Consider the following 26594-nt stretch of genomic DNA (forward strand, 5'->3'; position numbering starts at 1 on the left):
CGGTATGACACCGGTAATTAGCGGTATGGTACCGCTATCGAGGAATGGGGGCCGGCATGAGGGTCGCGCTGAGCGAGGTGTGGGACCGGGTGGTGGCGTCCGACCCGGGGTTGAGCCGGCTGTGGTCGGCGGTGTCGGCGACGTTCGCGATGGGCAGCGCGCTGGCCGTGGAGTTCGCGTTCGCGCTGGTCACCGGCGCGGACGCGGCGGGAACGCTGATCGCCATGCTGCTCGGCGCGGTGGTGGCGATGATGGGCGCGATGGCCCTGGGAACCGGCGACGCGTGGGCCAAGACCCGCACCGCCGCGCTGTTCCCGGTCGCCTTCGGCATCGGCATGGTCGCCGGCGCGCTGGTCGGCAACGACACCGTGCTCATGCTGGTCGTGTTCGTGGCGGTGATGTTCGCCGCGGTGTACGTGCGGCGGTTCGGCGTCGACTACTTCTTCTACGGCTTCATGGGCTGGATGGGCTACTTCTTCGCCGCCTTCCTGCACACCACGCCGGCCATGCTGCCCGGGCTGATGGTCACCGTGGTGCTGGCGACGGTGTGGGTGCTGCTGCTGTCGATCACCGTGCTGCGGGTGAACTCCGCCAAGACCCTCACCCGGGTCGTGCGGGGCTTCGACGCGCGGGCAAGGGCCGTGGTCCGTGCCGCCTCGGACCTGTTGTCCTGCACCGATTCCCGTCGCATCGAGCGGTTGCGCCGTCGCCTGCACGCGCGCCTGGCCGCCGTCACCGAGGCCGCCCTGATGGTCGAGGGCTGGTCGGCCGAACCCGGCGCCCTGCCCGAGGGCAAGTCGCCTTCTCGCTTACGCCGCAAGCTGATCGACGCCCAGCACGCCCTGGAACAGCTCGTCACCGCCGCCGACTCCCTGGTCGGCACCGACCGGGCCCGGGCTGCCGCCTGGGTCGCCGACCGCCTGGCCCGCCGTGAGGACACCCGCGCCGCCGAGGTCGCCCGCGTCCTGCCCGACGAGCATTTCTCCGTCGCCGTAACGGAATTCGTCGCCGTCGCGTCCGGCTCGGACGCCACCACCGACGACGTGCTGGACGAGTTCGAGGCCTCCATCTCGCTGGCTTTCGGCGCCCTGCCGGGATCCCCGGCCGTGGCCAAGGACGTGCCCGCCCGCGGCGGTCACTGGAATCCCCTGGCCCGCCTGGACATGACCACCCGTCAGGCCATCCAGGTCGCCGTCGCCGGGGCCCTGGCCATCATCATCGGCTCCGCTCTCTCGCCGGCGCGCTACTACTGGGCCGTCATCGCGGCGTTCGTGCTGTTCGCCGGCACCGCCACCCGCACCGAGACCTTCGCCAAGGGGCTCAACCGGGTTCTCGGCACCCTGTTCGGGCTCATCGCCTCGGTGCTGTTCGCCGCCCTCACCGCCGGCAACACCGCCGCCGTGCTGGCCGTGATCATCGGCAGCATGTTCCTGGGCTTCTACCTGATCCGCGTGTCCTACCTGTACATGATCTTCTTCGTCACCATCATGGTCGGGCAGCTCTACAGCGCGCTGCACGAGTTCTCCGCCGACCTGCTCCTGCTGCGCCTGGCCGAGACCGCTGTCGGCGCCGCCGTCGGCTTCCTGGTCGCCATGGTCGTCACCCCACTGTCCACAAGGGACACCGTGCGCAGCGCTCGCGACGCCGTGCTCACCGCCCTGGCCGCGGTTCTCGACGCCGCCGCTTCCGGCCTCGACCTCGACGCCCCCATCCGCACCCTCGACACGCGGCTGTGGCAGCTTTCCCTCGTCGCCCGGCCACTGACCGTGCCCATGCTCGGCGGCACCGTCTCCCCTCGGACCCGGCACCGGCTCGCCCTCTACGCCTCCCTCGGCATGCACGCCCGGGCCCTACGCCGCCTTGATCACCCTGATGCTCAGCTCGCCCCCGCCTTTCAAGCCTTGGCCCACGCCGTCCGCCAGCTCATCGCCGCCCCCGTCGGGTCCGTCCAACCTGCCGCCGAAGCTCCCCTCGCCGCCGCCGACGCCGCCCTGTTCGCCCCCGGCGTTCCCGCCACCCCGCCGCTGATCCACCTTCGGCACGTCCTGCGGGAGCTCAGCGGTGTCCCCCTCGGTGGCGGCGCCACCCGCCCCCACGCCACTCTCAGCGTCCTCGACCGGGACGGCCGCACCGGCCTGCCACCCGGCCCGTGCACCGTCAGTCGCCCCAGGTGAGGCGGGCAGCGCCGGTGACGTCGCTGGCGCGGAGCAGGCGGAGGACCTCGACGGCGTCGCAGCCTGTCGCGCCTGGAAGAACCTCGCCCTCAACTCCTGCGACAACACGATCCTCGCAACTCCCTGAAATCCAGGGTGTTGCGAGGATCGCTAGAACCCGCCCAGCAATGGGCCCTTCATGACAGAAAAAGGAGCGTCAGCGGACGGTGTGCTGGGCGAGGGCGGGGGTGAAGCCGTTGGCGAAGTTGGCGTCGGCCTCGGCGACCTCGGCGGCCGAGGGGATGGCGTTCTTGCAGGCGGTGCCGGGGCCGTGGCCGGACATCACCTCGGAGCAGGGGCCGCTGTAGTCGTCGGCCAGGCCGAGGTTGTGGCCGAACTCGTGGGTGAGGATGCGGGTGGGGTCGAAGCCCTGGGCGACCTGCTGGCGGTCGATGTAGATCTGGCCGTGGCCGTGCCCGTCGGTGGTGGTGTAGGAGCCGCCGCCGTTGGTCTCGTGCAGGGTGATGGTGGCGCTGCCGCCGGCCACCAGCTGGACGTTCTTCAGCCGGGTGTCCCAGTTCTTGACGGCCTGGACGACCTCGGCCGAGTAGTGGGTGATCCCGCTGGCGCTGTAGTGCACGGTGACCACGGTCGGCGCGGCGTCCGCGGGCGCGGCGACGGCGACGCCGGCCAGGGGGAGCAGGGCGGCGGCGAGGCCGAGGGTCAGGCGTCGAAGCATCTCGTCACTCCTGTGGCGAAGAGGGCAGGGTGTCCGACCCAAAACTGTCAGCACCGAATGTGACGCAGCCACCTGCGATCGTCGGGGCGATTTCACGGTTGACCCGGGTAATTTGCTGACCATGGACCTCCCGGAGGAGCTGTCGCTGGCCGTCGACGGGCCGGTGGCGACGCTGACGATCGACCGCCAGGCCAAGCGGAACGCCTTCGCGCTGCGGATGTGGCAGGCGATCCCGGACGTGGCGCGCGTGGTCGAGGACGACGGCGCGGTGCGGGTGCTGGTGATCCGCGGCGCCGGTGACGGACCGTTCTCGGCCGGGGCGGACATCGCGGAGTTCCAGACGGTGCGCAAAGGCGAGGAAGCCGCGGCCGCGTACTCGGAGGTGGTGCACGCCGCCGAGCGCGCGCTGGCGACGATGACCAAGCCGACGGTGGCGCTGATCCAGGGCTGGTGCGTGGGCGGCGGCTGCGAGCTGGCGCTGGCCTGCGACATCCGGATCGCCGACGACACGGCCAAGTTCGGCATCACACCGTCCAAATTGGGCGTTGTGTACCACCAGATGTCCACGGCCCGGGTGGTGGAGACGGTCGGCCCGGCCTGGGCCCGCTACATCCTGTTCACCGGCGAGCTGCTGGATTCCGAGGTGGCGCTGCGCATCGGCCTCGTGCACGAGGTGCACCCGGTCGACCAAGCCGCCGCCAAGGCCTACGCGCTGGCCGAGACGCTCGCGAAGCGAGCACCCATCACGTTGGCCGGCGCCAAGCAGTTGATCGCCCGCGCCGCCGAGGGCCGCGCCGCCGACGACGAGTGGTCGCACCGCTGGTACCGCGCCTCCTACGCCAGCCGCGACTACGCCGAGGGCGTCGCCGCCTTCGTGGACAAGCGCCAGCCCGACTTCACCACCATCCCCTGGCCCAAACTCGACCAGGACAGCGCCCCGGCCTAACCCCACCTCGGCGCTTGGAAGGGGGCTTTCCTCCACTCCGAGTGGAGGAAAGCCCCCTTCCAAGCGGGGAACCGGCCGGGGGTCAGGCGGTGGCGGTGTCTAGGGGGTGGGCGTCGAAGAAGGACCACATGATCTCGTTGGGGTCGATCTTGGGCAGGGCGTAGCCCTTGGCCATCGCGCCGGTGACGCCGGGCCACGAGTGGCGCTGCCCGGTGACGGTGTAGAGCACGACCTGGCGGCCGCCCTGGCAGCCGCTGTAGGTGGTGCTGATGACACCGTTGACAACCTGCTGGGTGACGCCCTTGCCGCAGTGGTCGGCGGTGGCCCAGCGCTGGGCGGCGGCGGGCACGCCGTAGGACCAGTAGAGCTGCTTGCTGCCGTTGTACGGGTTGGTGCCGTCGGAGGTGCCGTGGAACGACAGCACCGACTCGGGCCGGCCCAGCTTGCAGTTGCCGGGCAGGCGCAGCCCGGACATCGGGGCGATCGCGGCGACCTGGTCGGACAGCTCGCAGCCGATCTGGGAGGCCATCCGCGCGCCGCCGGAGAAGCCGGTGACGTAGATCCGCTTCTGGTCGGCGCACAGGGACTTGCTCATGCCGGCGATGGTGTCCCGGATGAACTGGACGTCGTTGGGCGCGTCCGAGGGCACCGGCCGGCCGTTCATCAGCGGCACGCCCGGCACGTTCCAGGCGAAGCCGTGCGACTTGCCGGCGATGAACGGAATGCCGGCCTGCGGCGCGACGACCGCGAAGCCGTGCTTGTCGGCGGTGGCCGCGATGTTCGACCCGGAGATCTGCTGTAGCGGGGTGCTGCCGCTGCCGTGCAGGTCCAGCACCATCGGGATGGGCTTGCCCGGCATCCGGCCGTGCGGGTAGTAGACGACGACGGTGCGGCGCAGCCCGCCGGACATCAGGTGCTGGGTGCTCAGGCCGGCCGGCACCTCGGGCGTCTTGCACGCGCCCTGGCCGGCGATCATGGCCTGCGGCTTGGGCGAAGAACCCTCGACCACGCTGGCCGCGCCGGCGCCACAGGCGGAGGCTGCGAGCGCGACCAGGAGGGCACCCAGTGCGAGCTTCCCTGCGGTGAGCCCGTGTCTGCGACGCGCGGCGGCGGCGGTGGTCATCGGCGGTTCCCTTTGCGGCGATGGGGCCGACGGCGTCGTCGACGGTCGGCCCCTAATCTACGTTAAGAAGTTCCTGAATTTTCCCTGTAGACGTGTTATCTGCCGGCGGGGTTGCAGGCGTTTCACCTGACAACGTTGTCAGACCGTCCGAAGTGGTCAGGACCACACCGCGCGCGGGTGCAGCAGGTCGGCCAGGCCGATCCGCTCGTAGAAGTCCGAGCGCAGCCGGTCGGCGACCGCGTTGACGACCTCGGCGCCGTCCTGCGACGGATCGATGTGGACGCGCAGCGGGCGCTTGCCGTACGGGGTGCCGACCACGCGGACCACGGCCCGGGCCACCTCGGAGGGGTCGGCGTCGGCCGGCTCCAGCTCGGTCAGCTTGGCGGTGACCTGCTCGGTGAGGCCGGCGTAGAACTCCTCGTAGGCCTTGGCCGTGTCGGTGTCGGCCGGCTGGCCGGCGTTGGCGAAGTGGTTGGTGCCGCCGGTGAAGGCGCCGGGCACGATCAGCGAGGTCTCGATGCCGAAGCGGGCCAGCTCCACCGCGTAGCTCAGGGCCAGCGAGTCCATGGCCGCCTTGGCCGCGAAGTACGGCGCGAGGTAGGGCGGCGTGCCGGCGCGGGCCGAGCTGCTGCTGCTGTTCCACACCACCAGGCCCTTGCGGGCGGCGCGCATGTGCGGCAGGACCGCGCGGTTGACCCGCTGCGAGCCGAGCACGTTGGAGTCGTAGATCTGGGCCAGCTGCTCGGCGGTGAAGGCCTCGGCCGGGCCCAGCGTCATGTGGCCGACGTTGTGGAACAGCACGTCGATGCGGCCCTCCCGCTCGATGATCCGCGCGACCGCGGCGTCCACCGAGGCCTGGTCGGCCACGTCCATCTCGATCGCCCGGATGCGCACGCCGTTGTCCTCGGCGTACTGCTGGATCTGGCCGACCTTGTCGGCGTTGCGGCCGGCGGTGGCCCGCATCCCGGCGTACACGGTGTGGCCCGCGTCGGCCAGACGGTGGGCGCTCATCCAGCCGAAGCCGCTCGACGCGCCGGTGACAACAACGATCTGGCTCTCGCTCATCGTACTTGCTCCTCAGGCCATTTGTGGACGTTGTGTACATATAAGCACTCATGGAGACACTGTGTCCATATCTCTGGTTGTGACGGCGGTCACGGCGTAACGGAACGGCCGGCCGCGCGGGGTGCGCGACCGGCCGTGAGGGACCGAGAAGGAGGCTCAGCCGACGTGGACGGCGGGGCGGAGTTCGGGGTCGGGCTCGGCGCGGCGCAGGACCTCGCGAGTGACCGGGGGGACGTCGCCGGCGCCGGAGAACAGGTAGTGGAACAGGAACAGGAAGGGATTGCCCTCGGCCCAGGCGAAGTAGACGTGCGGCACGACGCCGGTGTCGTCGCGGATCTTGAGCAGGATGGCGGCGATGGCGTTGGGCACGGTGGGGCTGTTGACCTTGAGGATCTGGTAGCCGAAGCGCTCCTCGCCCTGCACCGTGAGCTCGGTGGTGAAATCGGAGGCGTCGCCGATGGTGATCTCCAGGAACATCACCGGCGAGCCGGCGGGGATGTGGTTGTCCTCCCGCTGCTCCCGCTCCTTGTCCACGTACTCCTGCTCGTCGCGGGCGTCGGGCTCGTTGGCGATGAGCTGGATCTCGCCGGAGGCGGCCCGCTCGGCGATCAGCCGGCGGGCGGTCTCGTCGAAGTCGACCTGGGTGAAGCGCAGCTCCAGGGAGCGGGTGGCCCGCGACACGAACGAGGTGACGATGATGGCCACGATGAAAAACGCGGCGATGCGCACGCCGTCGGGGCGTTCGATGATGTTGACGACGGTGGTGTAGGCGAACACGGCGGTGATGACGGCGAAGCCGATGGTGGCGGCCCGCTGTTTCCTGCGCAGGGCCGAGAGCGTCACGGCCAGGGCGGCGGAGGAGATGAGCACCAGCACGCCGGTGGCGTAGGCCCCGCCCTGGGCGTCCACATCGGCCTGGAAGATCACCGTGATGCCGAAGGCGATCACCAGGAACACCAGCACCAGCGGCCGGTTGGCCCGCACCCAGTCCGGGGCCATGCCGTAGCGGGGCAGGTACCGCGGCACGATGTTGAGCAGCCCGGCCATGGCCGACGCCCCGGCGAACCACAGGATGCCGATGGTGCTGACGTCGTACACGGTGCCGAAGGCGCTGCCCAGGTACTCGTGGGCCAGGAAGGCCAGGGCCCGGCCGTTGGCCTCGCCGCCGGGCTGGAACTCGGCCTGCGGGATGAGCACCGAGGTGATGAACGAGGACGTGATCAGGAAGACGCTCATCACCACGGCGGCGGTGGTGAGCAGCTTGCGGGTGTTGCGGATGCGCCCCTCGGGCCGGGCGTCGGTGTCCCCGGCCAGGCCCCGCACCTGCGGCATCACCGCCACGCCGGTCTCGAAGCCGGACAGGCCCAGCGCCAGCTTGGGGAACACCAGCAGCGCGACGCCGATCATCAGCCACGGGTTGTTGTACTGCCCGACCAGCAGGTTGTCCCAGGTCACGACCAGGGCCGGGGCCTCGATGACGTGCACGAGGGACACGACCACGACCACGACGTTGAGCGCCAGGTAGGCCCCGACCAACGCGACGGCGATGCCGATGGCCTCGCTGAAGCCCTTGAGGAACACCGCGCCCAGCGCCGCCAGCAGCACCAGGGTCACGATCACCTGCTGGCCGTGCAGGAAGCTCGGGAAGAACGGGTTCTCGATGGCGTGCGCGGAGGCGTCGGCGGCCGACAGCGTCATGGTGATGACGAAGTCGGTGGCCACGAAGCCCAGCAGCACCAGGACGAGCAGCTTGCCCTTCCACTTGGGCAGCAGCTTCTCCAGCATGGCGATGGAGCCCTGCCCGTTGGGGCTCTCCCGCGCCACCCGCCGGTACACCGGCAGCGCGCCGGCCAGGGTCAGCGCCACCAGCACCAGCGTGGCGACGGGGGACAGGACGCCGGCGGCCAGGGCGGCGATGCCCGGCTGGTAGCCCAGCGTGGAGTAGTAGTCCACGCCGGTCAGGCACATCACCTTCCACCACGGCTGGCTGGGGTGCTCGGGACCCGAGGCCGGCTTGGACGTCTGCGGCGGCTGGTCCAGCAGCCACTGGCCGAGGCGTTTGCCGGGACGCGTGCCGGGACGTTTGCTGGCGTTCGGGGTCACGTCGGTGGTCGTGGCCAAGGTGGTGCTCTCCCCAGAGTGTCGTGCCTGCTGCCAGCGCCAGCGTACGGATCTTTCCGGCGCAACGGTCACCAGGGCGCGGCCGGGCGGCCGGACACCGGCGCTTTACCTTCCGTTGTCCCGGCCTTGTCGGTACGTTGACGCCGATTTTGTGCCAGCAGACTTGGGTGACGCTGCCCGGTTCAGTCCACGATGTCAGGAGCCCCAACCATGAGCAGAACCCGGATCGCCGGGATCGTGCTGTCGGTGGCCGCGGCCGTCGCGGTGACGGCCATCCCGGCCGCCAGCGCCGTGCCCGCGGCCGACCAGGTCCAGGGAGGCGGTGCGAGTCAGCCGATCGTGATCGGCCACCGCGGCGCGTCCGGCTACCGTCCCGAGCACACGCTGGCCTCCTACGAGCTGGCCGCCCGCATGGGCGCCGACTACGTGGAGCCGGACCTGGTGTCCACCAAGGACGGTGTGCTGGTGGCCCGGCACGAGCCGGAGATCGGCGGCACCACCGACGTGGCGCAGCACCCGGAGTTCGCCGACCGCAAGACCACCAAGCTGCTCGACGGCGTGCCGGTGACCGGCTGGTTCACCACCGACTTCACGCTGGCCGAGCTGAAGACGCTGCGTGCGGTGGAGCGACTGCCCAGCGTCCGCCAGCGCAACACCGTCTACGACCGCCGCTACCAGATCCCGACCTTCCAGGAGATCATCGACCTGGTGCGGCGGCTGGACAAGGAACTGCACCGGGACATCGGCATCTACCCGGAGACCAAGCACCCCACGTTCTTCAAGAGCCTGGGGCTGGGCACCGACCAGAAGCTGGTGGACGCCCTCAACCGCAACGGCCTGAACCGGCCGGGGGCCAAGGTCTTCGTGCAGTCCTTCGAGGTCTCCAACCTCAAGCAGCTGCACCGCCAGCTGCGGGTGCCGCTGATCCAGCTGACCGAGGCCACCGGCCAGCCCTACGACTTCACGGTCGCCGGCGACAAGCGCACCTACGCCGACATCACCTCGGCCAAGGGCCTGCGTGAGGTCGCCACGTACGCGCAGGGCGTGGGCCCGGACAAGAACCAGATCATTCCTCGCGACGCGACCGACCACCTGGGCAAGCCGACCGCCCTGGTCAAAGACGCGCACGCGGCCGGACTGAAGGTGCACCCGTACACATTCCGCCCGGAGAACGTGTTCCTGCCGGCGGACTTCCGCTCCTCGGCCGACCCCAACGCCTACGGCGACCTGTTCGGCGAGATCGAGACCTACCTGCGGGCCGGCATCGACGGGTTCTTCACCGACACGGCCGACATCGGCATCGTGGCCCGCAGCGAGTTCCTGAACGGCTGAGAAGGGCTGGAGCCCCTGTCCGGGGGGTTGGCAAGGGCTCCAGCAGTCGCCTACCACCAGGGGGGATTGGCGGCGCGGCTGGAGCAAGCGTAGGGCCTCCCGGCAGTGGTCGGGAGGCCATTGACGAAATCAGTTCGTGGTGGAGAGCAGCTGGGCCAGGGCGGCGTCCACGCCGTCGCCGCTGTGCACCGAGGCCAGGCTGCCGCCGGTGTCCTGGGCGATGGCGCTGAGCTGGTCGTGGTCGATGTTCGTGCCGACGGCGATGATGTTGACCGGCACCGGCCGCTTGGCGTCCTTGAGCTGACCCAGTTGCGTGCGCAACTGATCGAAGGTGAGGCCGCCGTCGTTGCGGCCGGCCACCACCACGACCACCCGGTTGTGCTTGCCGTCCTGGTAGTGGGCCAGCACCGACTGGTAGACGGCCAGCATGCTGGCGTAGAGCTGGCTGCCGGTGGCCGGGGCGAGCTTGGTGATGCCGGCGTGCAGCTGGTCGATGCTCTGGTCGATGCGCACCACCGGCACGAGCTGCTTGTACGGCTTGTCGCCGTCCAGCCCGGCGGCGTACGCCCACAGCCCCATCGACCCGGACACGGCCCGGTTGACCTCGCCGGTCAGCGCCCCGCGCACGGCCTCGACCCCGCTCGGGCCCATCGCCGGCGAGGTGTCGACCAGCACCGACAGCACCTCGTCGCCCACCGCGGCGGCGGTCCAGCTGGCCGAGATGTCCTGGGTGGTGGTGGCGTCGGCCGGCACCAGGTTCTGGGTGAGCGCGGGCCAGCGCATGCCGACGGAGTCGGTGGGATGGTCGGGGGTGGCCGCGACCCGCAGCCCGGCGGCGGCGAACAGCTTCTGCTGGGCCGGCTGCCGCACGAAGTCGCGGAACTGCTGGGCCGCCTTGTTCTGGGTCTGGCTGACCCAGCTGCCCGACAGCGTCACGAACGGGAAGTCGGCGGCCGGGCTCGCGCCGCCCATGCCCACCTCGTACAGCGGCTTGGCCGGCTTGGGCGCGCCGTCCTTGCCGAGGTTGCGCCGGTACAGGTCGACCTCGGTCACCGGCACCGCGCTGTAGCTGGCGGTGCCGATGTCGGCCGCCCGGGCCAGGCCGTCCAGCGCGTCGAGGGTGCCGGCCGGCGCGCCCGAGGCCCTGGAGTTGGCCAGCTTGGTGATCAGGTCCTTGACGCCCTGCTGGGCCAGCATGTCGGTGGTGACCGGGCCGGCGCCCTGCGCGGTCGCGCCGGCCAGCGCCGACTGGATCGCCAGCGCGCTGGCCGGATTGGTGGCCGGGTCGGGCACCGCGAGCCGGAACTTGCCCCACTGCGGCTTGCCGTAGCCGGCCCAGCCGTTGGCGGCCGAGGTCAGCGCGGGCAGGTCGGTCCACCGCACCAGGTTGCCGCTGGCCAGCGCGTCGGCCCCGGGCTGCTGGGTGGCCAGCACCACCGGGCTGGTGGCGATGGACTGGGGCGCGGCGCCGACGATGGCGTTGTTCTGCGCGGTCAGCCGGTTGGCCCACAGCGTGGAGTCGGGCAGCCAGGCCGCCGGCGGCGCGCCCAGCTTGCTGTCGTCCCACTTGGCGGTCAGGCCGGTCAGCACCGTCGAGGAGTCCACCGACTGGACCTCGGGCCGGATGCAGGCGTCGTCGATCACCGGCGTGGTGTCGGTCCAGCGCTGGGCCGCCTCCCGCACCGGCTCGGCGATGCTCGGCGTGACGGCCACCCGCAGCACCACGCTGCCGTTCGAGCAGTCGTTGGCCTCGGCGGCGGCCCTACGCTCCAGCACGCCGCCCAGCCATGTCCACGCCACCCAGCCGAGCAGCAGCAGCACGACCAGGCCGGTGATCGCGACCGGCCACTTGGCCATGCCGCGCCGGACCCTCGTCACCAGCGCGCGGTGTCGAGCCATCACGTCCCTCTCCGAGCCCCAGGAAGTCCCCAACGGGTCAGCGTGCCCATGAATGTCACAGCCAGGCTGTTACGTCAGCGTGTTGATCGCGCCGAATTGTGCCCCAGCGTCCCGGGCCACGGTGCCCGTTCGGTGTCATGAAGGGCCCCTTACTGACGTTGAGCGTCAGGATGGGGCCCTTCATGACGTTAACGGCCGGACACGTGGGTGCCGTCCCTGACGGTGCCCACGTACTCCTCGACCAGGTCCTCCAGCGCGACCACGCCCAGCTGCTGCCCGTTGGCGTCGACCGCGCGGGCCAGGTGGCTCTGGGCCCGCCGCAGCGCCGCCAGCGCGTCGTCCAGCCGGGCGTCGGCCGGCAGCTCCGGCAGGCCGCGCACCCGGTCCCGCGGCACCGGTGTGGCCGGCGGCTGGTCGGCCAGGTCCAGCACGTCCTTCACGTGCAGGTAGCCGGCCAGCCGATGGTCCGAGCCGCGCAGCGGGAAGCGGGAGAAGCCGGTGGCCGCCACCGCCGCCTCGATGTCGCCGACGGTCGGTTCGGCCGGCACCGTGGTCAGCCGGTCCAGCGGCACCAACACGTCCTTGACGGTCCGGGTCGTCGACGACAGCGTCTTGGCCAGCCGCCGGTGCTCGGGCTCGTCCAGCAGGCCCTCCTGGCGGGACTCGCCCAGCAGGGAGGCCAGCTCGTCCGGCGTGTACGCGCCCTCCAGCTCGTCCTTGGGCTCCACCTTGATCAGCCGCAGCAGCGCCTGCGAGATCACGGTGAACGCGGTCAGCAGCGGACGGGTCAGCCGGCAGAACGCGAAATGCACCGGCACCAGCCACAGCGCGGCCCGCTCCGGGCCGGCGATGGTCAGGTTCTTCGGCACCATCTCGCCGATCACGGTGTGGCAGAAGGACACCAGCAGCAGCGCGATCACCAGGCCGATGACGTGCACCACCGCCTCCGGCACCCCCAACGGGGCCAGCGGCGCCTCCAGCAGCCCGGCCACCGTCGGCTCGGCCAGCGCGCCCAGCGCCAGCGAGCAGACGGTCACGCCCAGCTGGGCGCCGGCGATCAGCAGCGGCAGCTGCTGCCCGGCCCGGATCACCGTGCGGGCCCGGCTCTGCCCCTGCTGGGCCAGCTGCTCCAGCCGGTCCCGGCGGGCGGTGATGATGGCGAACTCGGCCCCGACGAAAAAGCCGTTGCCCAGCAACAGGAAAACGGTCAGCACGAGGGCAAGCAGGTCGTTCACGCCCTCACCTCGGTCCGGCTCGGCGTCGACAGGTCCGCCGCCGCCTCACTCACCTTGGCCACGCGCAGCTCGGCCACCCGGTGCCGGTCCATCGCCATCACGGTGATCCGCCAGCCGTCCACCCGCAGTTCGTCTCCCACCGAAGGAATCTCGCCGAGCCGGGTCAGCACCAGGCCGGCCAGGGTCTCGTAGTCGCCGTCGGGCATGCGGAAGCCGGTGGCCTCGGCCACCTCGTCCTCCCGCAGCAGGCCGGACACCATCCAGCTGTCCTTGCCCAGCGGCCGCACCGGCGCGACCTCGCGCCGGTCGTGCTCGTCGCGGACGTCGCCGATGATCTCCTCGACCAGGTCCTCCATGGTCACGATGCCGGCGGTGCCGCCGTACTCGTCGACCACGATGGCGATCTGCAGCCCCGAGCCGAGCCGCTCCAGCAGCGCGTCGGCCTCCAGGCTCTCGGGCACCGTCGGCACCGGCCGGATCAGCGCCGACACCGGGGTGGCGCCCCGCTGCGCCGCCGGCACGCCGAAGGCCTGTTTGACGTGCACGACTCCGCGCACGTTGTCGAGGTCGCCGTCGTGCACGAGGAACCGGGAGAACCCGGTGCGCCGGGCGGCGTCGATCAGGTCGAGCACGGTGTCGTCGCCGCGCAGCGCCTCCACCCGCACCCGGGGCGTCATGAGCTCGTCGGCGGTCCGGTCGCCGAACCGCAGCGACCGGTCCAGCAGCGTGGCGGTGCCCTGGTCGAGGGTGCCGTGCGCGGCGCTGGACCGCACCAGCGAGCCCAGCTCCTGGGGCGACCGGGCCGACCGCAGCTCCTCGGCCGGCTCCACGCCGAAGCGCCGCACGATCCAGTTCGCGGTGCCGTTGAGCACGGTGATCGGGGCCTTGCAGGCCCGCGAGAACGCGTACTGGAAACCGGCCACGGCGCGCGCGGTCGGCAGCGGCCGGGCGATGGCCAGGTTCTTGGGCACGAGCTCGCCGAAGATCACCGACACCGCGGACGCCAGCAGCAGCGCCAGCACCGCGCCGATGGCGTCGGTCGCGCCCTCGGGCACGCCCAGCGCCGTCAGCGGCGTCTCGATCAGGTCGGCCAGCGCGGGCTCGGCCAGGAAACCGGTGACCAGGGTGGCCAGGGTGATGCCCAGCTGGGCGCCGGACAGCTGGAACGACAGGGCCCGGTGGGCCTTCTGCACGGCCCGCGCCCGGGCGTCGCCGACCTGGGCGACGTGGGTGTCGACCTGGCTTCGTTCCAGCGTGGTCAGGGAGAACTCCGCCATCACGAAGACCGCGTTGGCCAGCGTCAGGGCCAGCACCGCGAGCAGGCAGAGGACGTCGAACAGGGATCCGGTCATCGGGAACTCACGCCCGGGACCGGGTCGGTATCGCAGCCGGGGCTTTCCCCCGGCTCACTACTGTGGCCAGGTGACCGCGCGTCAGGCACGGAAGAAGTCACTCCTCAGATGGTGAACGTCGAACCTTGTCGTGTTGGTCCTTCTCTTGGCCAAGTGTAAGGGCTGCGTATATGTGCCGGCCGGAAATCCAGGTGTCCGTGACCGTGATGTCGCCCAGCGGCGTGTGCTCCGGGTCACCGTTCAGGCACACAATGTCGGCGCGGCGGCCCACGGCCAGCTCGCCCCACTCGTGCTCGGCCTGCGCCTGCCAGGCCACGCCGGCGGTCTGCGCGGCGATGGCCTGCGCGACGTCGAGCCGTTCGCCCGGCAGCCACTCGCGACTGGTGGCGACGCGCAGGCCGTCGAGCGGATCGGCCGGGCTGACCGGCCAGTCGCTGCCGAAGGCCAGCCGCGTGCCCAGCCGGGCCAGCGTCGCGAAGGGATACTGCCGGTCGGCCCGCTCCGGACCGAGCCGGGGAATGGTCAGCTCGGTCATCACGGCGTCGGTCTGCGCCCACTGCGGCTGCACCGTCGCGATCACGCCCAGCTCCGCGAACCGCGGCCGGTCGGCCGGATCGACCACCTGGGCGTGGGCGATCACCGGCCGGCGGTCCCAGGCCGGGTTTTCTGCCCGTGCGTGCTCGACGGCGTCCAGCGCGGCCCGCACCGCCGCGTCGCCGATGGCGTGCACGTGGACCTGGAACCCCTCGGCGTCGAACGCGGTGACGGCCTCGGCCAGCTCCGCCGGCGACCACACCGGCATCCCGTGCGAATGGACGTCCACATAGGGTTCGAGCATCGAGGCCGTGCCGGTCTCGATCACGCCGTCGGCGAAGAACTTCACGGTGCGGGCCGTGACCAGGTCACGGCCGTGGCGCCGGCACCGTTCCCGCTGGGCCGCGAAGGCCGGGAGCTGCTCCCGCCACCGGTCGGGATCGGCCCGCTGGGCCAGATCCGCCCGGAACAGCAGCCGTTCCTGGTCCACGGCAAGCAGATACGCCTCCACCAGCTCCGGCTCGACCCACGCGTCCTGCACCCAGGCGACCCCGACCGAGGAGTACACCCGGCCGGCTTCCTCAAGCGCCGCAACGAGTTCCGCGGTCGACCGGCGGGGAACCAGGTCCAGCACGAGGTCGCAGGCGTGCCACTCCAGCAGCGTGCCCAGCGGGCTGCCGTCGGGCCGCCGCAGGATCCGCCCCAGTCGCGGCTGCGGGGTGTCGGCGGTGATTCCCGCCCGCTGCAAGGCAATGCTGTTGCACCACACGGCGTGGTAGTCACGGGACCGCAGCGCCACCGGCCGGTCCGGCACGGCCGCGTCCAGCCATCGCGCGTCAAAGGCCCCGTCCGGGGCCAGGGTCGGGTCGTAACTGGCGGCGAGGATCCAGCCGTCGCCGGGATTGTCCCGGGCCCACCGGCCGACCTCGGCCACGATGCCGTCCACAGTGGACTGGACGGTGATCGCCGGCCCCTGCCGCTCCAACCCGCCCAACACCGGGTGCGCGTGCCCGTCGCCGAAGGCCGGCAGCAGAAAACCCGGCCGCTCGACGACCTCCGCGATACCCAGCGCCTCGGCCTCGGGCCCGACGGCGACGATCCGGTTGTCGGCGACGGCCACCGACTGGGTGGCGGTCCGCAGCAGGATCAAATCTTGCGGGTGCTTTCCCTCAGCACGACATCGGCCGTGATCTTCACCGTGCGCGGCGTGCCGTCGTGGTCGCTCAACGCCATGTGCGCCGCCCGCACGCCCATCTCCTCCAGCGGCAGCCGCACCGTGGTCAGCGTGGGGGAGACGTCCCGCAGCGTCGGGATGTCGTCGAAGCCGGCCACCGAGATGTCCTCGGGCACCCGGATCCCGGCCGCCCGCAGCGCGGCCATCGCGCCCAGCGCCATCACGTCGTTGACGGCGAAAACACAGGTGGCGTCGGTGCCGTCGGCCAGCAGCTCGGTAGCCGTGTCGTAGCCGCCGTCCCGGGTGAAGCCACCGTACCGAATGGACTTGTCCGGCAGCTCCACGCCGGACTCGGCCAGCCCGGCCCGGAAGCCGGCCACCCGGTCCCGGCTGGTCAGCAGCTCCTCCGGCCCGCCGAGCACGACGAACTTGCGGTGCCCCAGCTCGGCCAGCGCCACCGCCAGGGCCTTGGCCCCGGCCCGGTTGGCCGGCACCACGGTGTCCACCGGCAGCCGCGCCTGCGACACGCACGCCACCCGGCCGCCCTGGTCGGTGAAGGCGGCGATCTCCTCGGCCAGCCGGGCCGTCACCGAACGCTTGGTGGTGCGGCTGCCGATCAGCACCACGGCCTTGGCCCGGTGCCCGCGCAGCATGGCCAGCAGCTCGCGCTCCCGGTCGGCGCTGCGGGCGGTGGTGCCCAGCACGACCACCAGGCCGGCGTCCTCGGCCACCCGGGTGACACCGGCGGCGATGCTGGAGAAGTAGGGGTCGGAGATGTCGTGCACCACCAGGCCGACCAGCGAACTGCTGTTGCGCGCCAACGCCTGCGCCGAGGCGTTGGGCAGGTAGCCCAGGGAGTCGGCGCTGGCCATCACCCGGTCCCGCAGCGGGTCGCTGACCTGCCGGTCGCTGCCGTTGATCACCCGTGACGCCGTGGCCAGCGACACCCCGGCGTGCCGGGCCACCTCGGCCAGCGTGGTCTGCCGTCCAGGCACCGGCGCACCTTCCCTTCCCCGACGAACAGGGCCCCGACTGAACAGGGACAGTACCGGTGACCTGTGCGACCGTCGTGTCAGCGCCCCCGGCTGTGTCTTGGCCCCGCCTCCGGCAGGGCGGCTCAGCCGCTCGTGACCGCTGCCTTCCCGGGCCGGATCTCACCCGCCGCGTCGGCTTGGGTGGGTGAGATCCGGCTGCGGTCCAGGCAGCGGCTCGGGCACTGTCCGGGCTGGCGGTCCGAGCACGCCACCTCGGCGCTGCTGGGGGCGCCTCCGCGGCACCCTGTCGGTTACGGCCTGTGGGGCGTGCGCATTCGCCGGTACGGCGCAACCGCCGTTGCTCCTCACTCTCCGCTCGTGACCGTGTTCGGAATGTCATCATCGGCGCTGTTTTCGGTGCCGGAAAATGCCCGGACTCCGGATCGCCGCGGCCGCCCCTGTGCCCGTCGATGTGGCCCTGACCTGGGTGTTCACCCCAAAACCGACGGGGTCTCAGCAGGCCCCGAAGGTCAACCGCTATGGTGCGCCTCACGACGTTCGGTAAACACCGATCTAACTGTCCGTGCATCACAGGAGGTAGTGGGTTGAGCGCCACCGTTGAGAGCGCGAAGCCGCCTCAAAAGGGTTTCTTCGGGCACCCCGCCGCTCTCGGACCGCTGTTCTTCACCGAGTTCTGGGAGCGCGTCTCGTACTACGGGATGCGGGCGATCCTGCTGTACTTCATGTACAGCAAGCTCAGCGACGGCGGCCTTGGTCTGGATCCGACGCTGGCCAAGAGCCTCATGTCGATCTACGGCGCCGCCGTGTTCATGTCCAGCGTGGTCGGCGGCTGGCTGGCCGACCGGATCTTCGGCTCGCGCCGGGCCGTGTTCATCGGCGGCGTGCTGATCATGTTCGGGCACATCGCGCTGTCCTTCCCGTCCGGGGTGGCCGCGCTGTACGTGTCGATGCTGCTGATCACCATCGGCACCGGCATGCTCAAGCCCAACATCTCCAACATGGTGGGCGGCCTGTACGAGGAGAAGGACCGCCGCCGCGACGCCGGCTTCTCGATCTTCTACATCAGCACCAACCTCGGCGCGGTGGTGGCGCCGCTGGTGGTCGGCACCCTCGGCCAGAGCTACGGCTACCACGTGGGCTTCTCGGTCGCCGCCGTCGGCATGTTCATCGCCCTGGTGTTCTACGTCTACGGCCGCAGCCGGCTCGGCGGCGTGGGCGACCGCCCCAGCAACCCGCTGACCCCCGAGGAGCGCGGCAAGGTCCTCGGCCGCATCGGCGTCGGCGCGGCCATCGTGGTGGTGCTCGGCGTGATCGTGGTGCTTGCCGGCTGGTTCTCCGTCGACCTGGTGATCAACGTGATCAGCGCGCTGGGCATCATCCTGCCGACCGCGTACTTCGTGACCATGATCCGCAGCAAGCAGGTCAACGCGACCGAGCGGTCCCGGGTGATCGCCTACATCCCGCTGTTCATCGCGTCGCTGTTCTTCTGGCTGATCGAGGAGCAGGGCTCGGTGGTGCTGGCCGACTACGCCGCCAACCGGACCGACCTGCACATCGGCGACTTCACCCTGCTGGCCTCGTGGTTCCAGACCCTCAACCCCGGCTTCATCGTGGTGCTGGCCCCGCTGTTCGCGCTGATGTGGACCAAGCTCGGCCCCCGCCAGCCCTCCACCGTGGTCAAGTTCTCCATCGGCCTCGGCCTGGCCGGCGTGTCCTACCTGCTGATGGTGCTGCCGGCGGCGCTGTACGGCCCCGACGCCAAGGTCAGCCCGTTCTGGCTGGTCGGCAGCTTCCTCATCGTCATCCTCGGCGAGCTGTGCCTGTCCCCGGTGGGCCTGTCGGCCACCACCCGCCTGGCCCCCAAGGCCTTCGGCGCGCAGATGCTGAGCCTGTGGTTCCTGTCCGACGCGGCCGCCCAGGGCATCAGCGCCCAGATCGTGCCGTTCGCCACGCCGCAGACGGAGATCCCGTACTTCGGCATCGTCGGCGGCGTCACCCTGGTGTTGGCCTTCGGCCTGCTCTTCCTGGCCCCGTCCATCTCCCGCAAGATGCAGGGCGTCGACTGACGGTCCTTGTGCCGTGAAGGGGGCTTTCCCTGCGTTGCACGCGGGGAAAGCCCCCTTCCCCGCATTCGGGTCCTTTATGGACAGCGGCGGAGCGGCGATGGCCGGCGCTTTCCGCCGGCATGGACGAGCAACGGCAGCAGCCCCTCGATCCGTCACGGCGGCGGGGTGGCGGATCGGGGGCTGCTGCTTCCAGAGTGCCTGAAGAATCGGGAAATGCCGCACAGCATGACCCGAAAGGGTGGGTGATACCCATCTCTTTGACCCTTGGTGGTCAGCCGATCGCCGCCGGGTGACCGGCCGTGACGCGCACCGGCAGCCGCAGCGGACCGCGCACGGCCCGGCTGGGATGGCGTCGCACGGCGCCGCCGAGGCGAAGGTCGGGGAACCGGCGGAACAGGGCCCGCAGCGCGATGACTCCCTCCAGCCGGGCCAGTCCGGCGCCCAGGCAGTAGTGCACGCCGGACGAGAACGTCAGATGCTCCCGGGCGTTGGGGCGGTCGGGATCCAGGCGGTGCGGATCGGGGAACACGGCGGGATCCCGGTTGGCGGCGGCGGTCAGCAGCACGACAACCCGTCCCGGCGGCACGGATCGGCCGGCCAGCCGGGCGTCGGCGTCGGGCAGCGCCAGCCGCGCGGTGTACTGGATCGGCGGATCGAGCCGCAGGACCTCTTCGACGATGGTGTCGGTGGCGTCGGGATCGTCCACGAGTCGTTGCCGCACAACGGGATTGGCCAGCATGGCCAGCACGCCGTTGCCGATCAGGTTGACGGTGGTCTCGAAGCCGGCGGCCAGCAGCAGGCCGGCGGTGGCCAGCAGGTCGGGCTCGGCCATGCTGCCGTCGGCCAGCATCCGCCCGATCACGTCGTCGTTCGGCTCCGCACGATGTTCGGCGATCCGCTCGGACAGGAAGGAGTTGAGCTCGGTCAGCGTGGTCCGCAGCTCGCGCACCTGGGCCATGCTGCCCATGCCGTCGATGGACGTGGCCAGCACGATGCCCCACTCGATCATCTTGCGGTGCTCGGCGTCGGACACGCCCAGCAGGTCGCAGATGATCTTGATGGGCACCCGGGCGGCGAACTCGCCGACCAGGTCGAACTCCTCACGCCCGGCCAGCTGGTCCAGGAACTCGTCGACCACGGCCTCGATGCGGGCCCGCCGCTCGTGCATGGCCCGCGGCGTGAACAGCGGCGAGACGACCCGCCGCAGTCGGGTGTGCTGCGGCGGGTTGCGGAAGATGAACGAGTCCGACAGCGGGTCGACCATGCCGTCGAGCTTGGGATCGGGCTGGCCGATCTCGGAGTTCGGGGCCACGCCGAACGCCGGGTCGCGCAGCACCGCGTTGCACAGCTCGTAGTCGGAGACCAGCAGCATGCCCAGCCGGCTGGGCACCACCTTGCCCTTGGCGCGGATCCGCTCGTAGAGGGGATACGGGTCGATCGACTGGGACGGGTGGATCAGCAGGGCGCCCGGATCGCGCAGCAGTCGGTACCCGCCCAGCACGACCTTGCCCATCGCGATGGCCGTGGCCAGCTGTCGGTCGGACATGGTGGTGGTCTCCTCCCCGTCGACACTCGCCTTTCTACCACCGCCCTGACCGTGTTTTTGGCGCCGCCTTCGGCTCACCGGACGCGAGGAAGGGCCCGTTGCTGGCGTTGGGGTCAGGCGGTGCGCCGGTGGCGGCGGACGGTCTCCTCGACCAGGTCGAGCACCGGGCCGAGGTCGTCGGCCGGCAGGCCCATGGCCAGGTGGGAGACCAGGCCCTCCAGGACCAGCTCCAGGAAGTCGGACAGCACCTCGACGTCGACGTCGTCGCGCAGGTTGCCGGCCTCGCGCTGGCGGCGCAGCCGGTCCTGGGTGGCCTTGGTCAGCTGCTCGGAGCGCTCGGCCCAGCGGCCCCGGAAGTCGGGGTCGGTGCGCAGCCGGCGGGAGACCTCCAGGCGGGTGCCCAGCCAGTCGGCCGGGTGCTCCTCGTCGTTGTCGTCCTTGCGGCCGGCCAGCAGGTCCCGCATGACCTGCACGAGGCCCTGCTCGGCGACCACTTCGGCCATGCGCAGGGCGTCGTCCTCGGCCAGCGCCAGGAACAGCGACTCCTTGTCGCGGAAGTGATGGAAGATAGCGCCGCGGGAGAGTCCGGTAGCCTCTTCCAACCGCCGCACGGTGGCGCCCTCGTAGCCGTGGCGGGCGAAACAGGCGCGCGCGCCGTCGAGGATCTGGCGGCGGCGGGCCTCGAGGTGGTCCTGGCTGACGCGGGGCATTCCCCCATCGTCCCGCCGGGGATCGGCAATTGCAATCCGTACGTACGGATTGCATACCGAACGTAACCGGCGAAACATCCTATGACTTCAGTGGGCAGTGAAGGCAAGCGCTTTCACGTATTGACAGGCGTATCCGACAAATGGTCTGATCCACCTTACGGAGAAGGGACTTTCCGCTCCGATCCGCCGCCACCTGACACCCCCTGCAACGGGAGGCACTGTGGCACCCCCATCCCGATGGCGGCTCGCGCTCGCCGGTGGTCTGGCCGCGGCCGTCGCGCTCGCCGTGGCCGTGCCGAACGCCGTCGCCGCGCCCCAGGCCGGCACCGTCTACGAAGCCGAGAACGCGACGATCTCTCAAGGGACCGTGGCCCACGACCACGCCGGCTACACCGGCACCGGCTTCGTCGACTACACCAACACCACCGGCAGCTACGTCGAGTTCACCGTGAACTCGCCCAACGCCGGCAGTGCGCGGCTGGACTTCCGCTACGCCTTCGACGCCCCGGACGCCCGGCCGATGGACGTGACCGTCAACGGCACCACGGCGGTCAGCAACCTCAACTTCCCGTCCACCGGCAGCTGGACGACGTGGCAGATCGCCACCACCACCGTCAACCTCAAGGCCGGCAGCAACAAGATCCGGGCCACCGCCACCACCGCCAACGGCGGGCCCAACCTCGACAACATCACGGTGACGCCGAACAACGTCGACACCACGCCGCCCTCCGCGCCGGGCAACCTGGTGGTCAGCGACATCACCCCGACCACCGCGCACTTCGCCTGGACCGCCGCGACCGATGACACGAGCGTCGTGCGCTATGAGGTCAACCGCGGCGGCAACGTGCTCAAGACCGTGGACGGCAAGACCCTGTCGGCCACCGTGGACACTCTGACGCCCAACACCGCCTACGACATCTCGGTCGGCGCGTTCGACGCCGCCGGCAACGCGTCGCAGCAGAGCAACGTGGTCACCTTCACCACGCCGCCCAGCAACGACCACACGCCGCCGTCCGCGCCGGGCAACCTGCGCTCCACCGGCGTCACCGCCGACAGCGCCGCGCTGGCCTGGAACGCCTCCACTGACAACGGCGGCGTGATCGCCGGCTACGACGTGTACCAGGGCACCACCAAGGTCGCGACCACCAACTCGACCACGACCACGGTCACGGATCTCAGCCCCAGCACCAAATACACGTTCACGGTGACCGCCCGCGACCCCGACGGCAACGTCTCCGCGGCCAGCAACGCGCTCTCTGTGACCACCGCCGCGCCCGGCGGCAAGGGCGGAATCCCGGTGTTCGACAAGAACATCGCCAATCTGGACCTGCCGTGGGGCGTCGACTGGCTGCCCGACGGCTCGGCGCTGGTGGCCGAGCGCGACCGGTTCGAGATCGACCGAGTCACCCTCGACGGCCAGGTGACCGTGCTGGGCAAGGTTCCCGGCGCGGTGACCACCAACGGCGAGGGCGGCGTGCTCGGCCTGGCCGTGTCGCCCAACTACGCCAACGACCACTACATCTACATCGACCACACCGCGGCCAACGACAACCGGATCGTGCGGATGACCTATCAGGACGGCACGCTGTCGTCCACGTCGACGCCGATCCTGACCGGCATCCAGAAGAACCGGTACCACAACGGCGGCCGGCTGCGCTTCGGTCCGGACGGCAAGCTCTACGCCACCGCGGGCGACGCCAAGACCAGTTCCAACGCGCAGGACAAGAACTCGCTCAACGGCAAGATCCTGCGGCTCAACGCCGACGGCAGCGCGCCCACCGACAACCCGTTCTACTCATCGGGCGGCAACGCGCGGTACGTCTACAGCATGGGGCACCGCAACCCGCAGGGCATCGCCTGGGACTCGCGGGGCCAGTTGTGGGAGACCGAGTTCGGCGAGAACAGCCAGGACGAGCTGAACCTGATCCAGAAGGGCGGCAACTACGGCTGGCCGTCGTGTGAGGGCACCCAGGGCAACTGCGGCGGCTATGTCGCGCCCAAGCAGACCTGGCCGACCGCGCAGGGCGGGCCGAGCGGCATCGAGATCGTGAACGACTGGATCTACGTCGCCTGCGTGACCGGGCAGCGCATGTACGTCGCGCAGATCAACTCGGCCGGCACCGGCACCAGCTCGCCGCAGTCGATCTTCGCCGGCCGGTGGGGCCGGCTGCGGACCGTCGTCAAGACGCCCGACGGCGGCCTGTGGGTGACGTCCACCAACAACGACATGAACGGCGGCACGCCGGACGTCAAGGACAACGTCATCGTCCGGTTGACGTTCCCGTAGTTTTCGGCCGCATAGCACGGATCGACCCGCCGGCATAGTCCCCGTGGCCAAACACGGGGGCTATGCCAGCGTTTGGGTTCGGGTGGCGGCGGGGCGTGCTATCACAGCTGTGGTCTGGCCGTCTAGTGGACAGGACAGCAGATGTCGATCAACGCCTTGCCGGGTGGGCTGCCGCTGCTCGGCCACGCGATGGAACTCCTGCGCCGGCCGCTGTCGTTCGTCGAGCGGCTGCGCGACACCGGCGCGGTGGTGCGGTTCAACCTGGGGCCGCGGCCGTCCTACCTGATCAGCACGCCCGAGCTGGTCAAGGAGGTGCTGATCAGCAAGTCGCACTGCTTCGACAAGGGCGGCCCGCTGTTCAAGCAGTCCAAGCCGTTGCTGGGCAACGGCTTGGTCGGCTGCGACCGGGAACAGGCGCGGCGCTCCCGGCCGTTGATGAACCCCGCGTTCCACCACGGCCGGATGGCCCGCTACACCGAGGTGATGTCCCAGGTGTCGCGGGAGATCGCCGACGGCTGGGTGGACGGGTCCACTGTGGACTTCGACGCGCAGATGAACGTGGCCACCATGGACGCGCTGACCCGATGCCTGTTCGCCGGGGTGAAGGACACCGACACCGCCGCCGAGGTGCGCACGGTGATGCAGGTGATCGTCAACGGTGTGGGGAGGCGGGCGTTCATCCCGATTTCCTTCGTGCACAAGCTTCCCCTGCCGCCCAAGCTGCGCGAGGACGCCGCCATGCGCAAGCTGCACGAGGTCGTGGACGGCGTGATCGCGTCATACCGGGAAGGTGGTGTCGACCACGGGGACCTGATGTCCATGATGATCATGGCTCAGGACGACGCTGGCAACGGCATGACCGACACCCAGCTGCACGACGAGGTTCGCAGCATCATGGTCGCCGGCACCGAGACGTCCGCGACGATGATGCTGTGGATGGCCTACGCCCTGCACCAGCACCCGTCCATCCGGGCTCGCATGCAGGAGGAACTCGACCTGGTGCTGGCCGGGCGCCGCCTCGACTACGAGGACATTCCCAAGCTCGAGTACACCTCACGCGTTGTGCAGGAGGCCCTTCGGCGCTACCCCGTGGCGTGGCTGCTCACCCGCTACGCCACCGTCGACGTCGAGATCGACGGCGTGACCATCCCCGCCGGCTCCGACGTCATGTTCAGTCCCTATGCCGAGCACATGGACCCCCGCAACTTCGACGACCCCTTCGCCTTCGACCCCGACCGCTGGCTGCCCTCCCGGGCTCGGGCCATGCACCGCCAGGCCTTCCTCCCCTTCGGCGCCGGCGTCCGCAAATGCGTGGGCGAGTCCTTCGCCTTCACCGAGATGATGATCATGGTGGCGACCTTCTTCGGCCCGTGGACCCTCACGCCCGTCCACCCCGACCCCGAGCCCACCGCCAGCACCACCTACCGCCCCCGCCACACCCACTTCGTGCTGTCGAAGCGCTGATTCCCTGCGGCTTTCGGGCTGGGCCGAATCGTCCCTTTCGGCCCAGCCCGAAACCACTTCCGAGCCTCCCTCGTCCGTGGCTACCGTCGTGGTCGCCAGCAACGCCACAGCATCGGGGAGGATGCGATGAACGTTCTGCACAAGGCCCTGCTCGGCGCCGCCGCCCTCACTCTCGGCCTCGCCGCCCCGGCCCTGGCCGCCCCTGGCGGTGTGAGCCTCGGCCACGCCACCGCACACATCCAGTCGCCGGCCAACTGCGTGGAACCGGGGCCCAACTACGGCAACAAGGTCAACATCACCAACCACTGCGACACCCCGCAGCGCGTCCAGGCCCTGTTCACCGACGGCTGGCGGTACCACTTGGGCACCTGCTACACCCTGAAGGTCGGCGCCACCCAGACCTTCGTGGGTCCGATCGGGTACCACTTCCTGAGCTGGCAGCACTGCTAGCCGAGGAGAACCGACCGGCTCACGTCGGGCCGCCGACCGTGTTCGTGGTGTCGTCGAGCCACACCTTCTGGTGCTCGGCGGTCACCGTCAGTCCGAATCGGCGGCGGCCTGGTCGGCCGTGCCCGACCCACCAGGCGCGCGCCGCCTCGGCCTCGTCCCACAACCGGCGCGGCCCGTACTGCCTGACCTGGTAACGATCGTCGTGTCGGGAAGTCTCCGCCACCGCCGTTGCCGCGGAATCCGAGGCCACGTCGAACAGCAGGACCTCGAACCTCCCTGGCTGCTCGTCGTCCCACCACACCGAGGACTGGACGTCTGGCAACAACAGTCCGACGGCGAACGCGCAGTCATCGTCGAACACGAGATCGCCGGGACTGATCGCGGTGACGGACTCGGTCGTGGCCGGCGACTCGTCGACCAGAGTGGACAGACGCGCCGCCCCGAGCGGCGTGCGCTGGTCGCGAAGCCGCATGAACGCCGCGTCGTCCACGATCCGGCCGGTGGCCGTTCCATGGTGAACCGTCAGCGCCATCAGCTCGCCATTGCGGAAGGCGGTGCCGGCCGGTGTGACGATCCGACCGCCGTGACGAGTCTGCGCCACCCATGCGTACGGGACATGGCCGATCAACACCGCCGCCGTGGCGATGACCCGGTCATAGGGCGCATGTTCGGGATAGCCGCCAGTTCCGTCCGCATGGACCACGTTCGGCGTGGCGCCCGCCTTCGCCAGCGACGACCGGGCTTGATCGGCCAGCGCCGGGTCGAGTTCGACCGTCGTCACCTGCTCGCAGCCGATCCGGTGGGCCAGTAAAGCGGCGTTGTATCCGGTGCCGGTGCCGATCTCGAGAGCCGTGTCGCCATGGTGGACGTCCAGGGCGTCCAGCATGGCGAGGACAACGCTCGGCTGTGAGGCCGAGCTGGTCACGAGCGGGCTCGTGTCCGGCCAGTCGACCCGGCCGTCGTCGAGTTGAGTGGCGATCGGAATGTCCGAATAGACCGCAGCGGCCCACTGTTCCGGCGCTGTGCGCCGGTCGACGGGCCGCAACCGGCCGTGCTCGTCGTCGCACCACATCCGATCCGGCACGAACGCCCCGCGGTCGACCGCCGCGAAGGCCGCGGCCCACGCCGAGGGAACCTTGCCGGCCGAGCGCAGCGCGGCGACGAGATCGTGTTGTTGTCTCACTTGCCGTGCTTTCGATCCGGTTTGTCCGCGTCGGGCTTCGGGCTCCCCTGCGGCTTGTGCGGAGGCCGGGCTCCGTCCTGATCGGTTTTGTCCTCGTGTTTGGCCATTGTCCGCCCCCAGACTGCCAGCCGTGTCATAGGCGGTGACCACCGTGACAGCTGGTCTGCGCGCGCGACAGTCCCCAGCCGGGCGACCCGCAACGCTGTCCCTCGATCGGGCT

General features: G+C 70.5%; 19 protein-coding genes. 7 read left to right on the forward strand and 12 right to left on the reverse strand.

Features of this window, described 5'->3' with window-relative positions; all coding sequences use genetic code 11:
• Positions 1-56 precede the first annotated feature (56 nt).
• The gene (locus ACIG5F_RS39285; protein WP_396525148.1) at positions 57-2174 is read left to right on the forward strand and encodes an FUSC family protein; all 2118 of its coding nucleotides are present in this window, start codon (positions 57-59) and stop codon (positions 2172-2174) included.
• Positions 2175-2370: 196 nt separating this feature from the next.
• Here the strand turns inward: ACIG5F_RS39285 and ACIG5F_RS39290 are convergent, their stop codons facing one another.
• Positions 2371-2892: a snapalysin family zinc-dependent metalloprotease gene (locus tag ACIG5F_RS39290; RefSeq protein ID WP_396525149.1), complete on the reverse strand. Its 522-nt coding sequence runs from the start codon at positions 2890-2892 to the stop codon at positions 2371-2373.
• Positions 2893-3013: 121 nt separating this feature from the next.
• On the opposite strand from ACIG5F_RS39290, the gene ACIG5F_RS39295 reads away from it, so the two are divergent.
• Positions 3014-3838, forward strand: coding sequence for an enoyl-CoA hydratase/isomerase family protein (locus ACIG5F_RS39295; RefSeq protein ID WP_396525150.1), 825 nt, complete (start codon positions 3014-3016; stop codon positions 3836-3838).
• A gap of 82 nt (positions 3839-3920) precedes the next feature.
• On the opposite strand, the gene ACIG5F_RS39300 is transcribed toward ACIG5F_RS39295, so the two are convergent.
• The 3 genes from ACIG5F_RS39300 to ACIG5F_RS39310 form a co-directional block, all read right to left on the reverse strand.
• On the reverse strand, positions 3921-4961 hold the full coding sequence (locus ACIG5F_RS39300) for an alpha/beta hydrolase family esterase (protein WP_396525151.1): 1041 nt from the start codon (positions 4959-4961) through the stop codon (positions 3921-3923).
• Between the two features lie 156 nt (positions 4962-5117).
• Positions 5118-6026 (reverse strand): SDR family oxidoreductase, encoded by a 909-nt coding sequence (locus ACIG5F_RS39305; RefSeq protein ID WP_396525152.1) that lies wholly within the window; start codon positions 6024-6026, stop codon positions 5118-5120.
• Positions 6027-6182: 156 nt separating this feature from the next.
• The gene (locus tag ACIG5F_RS39310; RefSeq protein WP_396525153.1) at positions 6183-8147 is read right to left on the reverse strand and encodes an amino acid transporter; all 1965 of its coding nucleotides are present in this window, start codon (positions 8145-8147) and stop codon (positions 6183-6185) included.
• Between the two features lie 210 nt (positions 8148-8357).
• Between ACIG5F_RS39310 and ACIG5F_RS39315 the strand changes: the two genes are divergently transcribed.
• Positions 8358-9479 carry a glycerophosphodiester phosphodiesterase gene (locus ACIG5F_RS39315; protein WP_396525154.1) on the forward strand — a complete coding sequence of 374 codons (1122 nt, stop codon included), beginning with the start codon at positions 8358-8360 and terminating at the stop codon, positions 9477-9479.
• Between the two features lie 129 nt (positions 9480-9608).
• Here the strand turns inward: ACIG5F_RS39315 and ACIG5F_RS39320 are convergent, their stop codons facing one another.
• From ACIG5F_RS39320 to ACIG5F_RS39340, 5 genes are all read right to left on the reverse strand, one after another.
• Positions 9609-11378 (reverse strand): substrate-binding domain-containing protein, encoded by a 1770-nt coding sequence (locus ACIG5F_RS39320; protein WP_396525155.1) that lies wholly within the window; start codon positions 11376-11378, stop codon positions 9609-9611.
• Positions 11379-11566: 188 nt separating this feature from the next.
• Positions 11567-12613 carry a hemolysin family protein gene (locus ACIG5F_RS39325; protein ID WP_396525156.1) on the reverse strand — a complete coding sequence of 349 codons (1047 nt, stop codon included), beginning with the start codon at positions 12611-12613 and terminating at the stop codon, positions 11567-11569.
• On the reverse strand, positions 12610-13965 hold the full coding sequence (locus ACIG5F_RS39330) for a hemolysin family protein (protein ID WP_396525157.1): 1356 nt from the start codon (positions 13963-13965) through the stop codon (positions 12610-12612). Before ACIG5F_RS39330 ends, ACIG5F_RS39325 begins: the two co-directional genes overlap by 4 nt.
• Before the next feature lie 97 nt (positions 13966-14062).
• Positions 14063-15649 (reverse strand): amidohydrolase, encoded by a 1587-nt coding sequence (locus ACIG5F_RS39335; RefSeq protein WP_396525159.1) that lies wholly within the window; start codon positions 15647-15649, stop codon positions 14063-14065.
• Complete coding sequence (locus ACIG5F_RS39340) at positions 15646-16668, reverse strand: LacI family DNA-binding transcriptional regulator (protein WP_396525160.1); 1023 nt, start codon at positions 16666-16668, stop codon at positions 15646-15648. The genes ACIG5F_RS39335 and ACIG5F_RS39340 overlap by 4 nt, the downstream gene beginning before the upstream one ends.
• A gap of 584 nt (positions 16669-17252) precedes the next feature.
• On the opposite strand from ACIG5F_RS39340, the gene ACIG5F_RS39345 reads away from it, so the two are divergent.
• Complete coding sequence (locus ACIG5F_RS39345) at positions 17253-18734, forward strand: peptide MFS transporter (protein WP_396525161.1); 1482 nt, start codon at positions 17253-17255, stop codon at positions 18732-18734.
• 271 nt (positions 18735-19005) lie between these two features.
• On the opposite strand, the gene ACIG5F_RS39350 is transcribed toward ACIG5F_RS39345, so the two are convergent.
• Together ACIG5F_RS39350 and ACIG5F_RS39355 are read right to left on the reverse strand one after the other, a co-directional pair.
• Positions 19006-20280 carry a cytochrome P450 gene (locus ACIG5F_RS39350; protein WP_396525162.1) on the reverse strand — a complete coding sequence of 425 codons (1275 nt, stop codon included), beginning with the start codon at positions 20278-20280 and terminating at the stop codon, positions 19006-19008.
• Between the two features lie 113 nt (positions 20281-20393).
• Positions 20394-20990 carry a TetR/AcrR family transcriptional regulator gene (locus tag ACIG5F_RS39355; RefSeq protein WP_396525163.1) on the reverse strand — a complete coding sequence of 199 codons (597 nt, stop codon included), beginning with the start codon at positions 20988-20990 and terminating at the stop codon, positions 20394-20396.
• A 220-nt stretch (positions 20991-21210) separates the two neighbouring features.
• Here ACIG5F_RS39355 and ACIG5F_RS39360 point away from each other — a divergent pair, with 220 nt between their 5' ends.
• The 3 genes from ACIG5F_RS39360 to ACIG5F_RS39370 all read left to right on the forward strand — a co-directional run bounded on the left by ACIG5F_RS39360 (position 21211) and on the right by ACIG5F_RS39370 (position 25191).
• Positions 21211-23277 (forward strand): PQQ-dependent sugar dehydrogenase, encoded by a 2067-nt coding sequence (locus ACIG5F_RS39360; RefSeq protein ID WP_396525164.1) that lies wholly within the window; start codon positions 21211-21213, stop codon positions 23275-23277.
• Positions 23278-23418: 141 nt separating this feature from the next.
• Positions 23419-24741: a cytochrome P450 gene (locus ACIG5F_RS39365; protein ID WP_396525165.1), complete on the forward strand. Its 1323-nt coding sequence runs from the start codon at positions 23419-23421 to the stop codon at positions 24739-24741.
• 126 nt (positions 24742-24867) lie between these two features.
• Positions 24868-25191: a hypothetical protein gene (locus ACIG5F_RS39370; protein ID WP_396525166.1), complete on the forward strand. Its 324-nt coding sequence runs from the start codon at positions 24868-24870 to the stop codon at positions 25189-25191.
• A 19-nt stretch (positions 25192-25210) separates the two neighbouring features.
• On the opposite strand, the gene ACIG5F_RS39375 is transcribed toward ACIG5F_RS39370, so the two are convergent.
• Positions 25211-26524, reverse strand: a complete 1314-nt coding sequence (locus ACIG5F_RS39375) for a methyltransferase domain-containing protein (RefSeq protein WP_396525167.1) — start codon at positions 26522-26524, stop codon at positions 25211-25213.
• Between the last annotated feature and the right edge of the window lie 70 nt (positions 26525-26594).

It is taken from the genome of Kutzneria sp. NPDC052558 (genome assembly GCF_044547355.1).
Lineage (GTDB): Bacteria > Actinomycetota > Actinomycetes > Mycobacteriales > Pseudonocardiaceae > Kutzneria.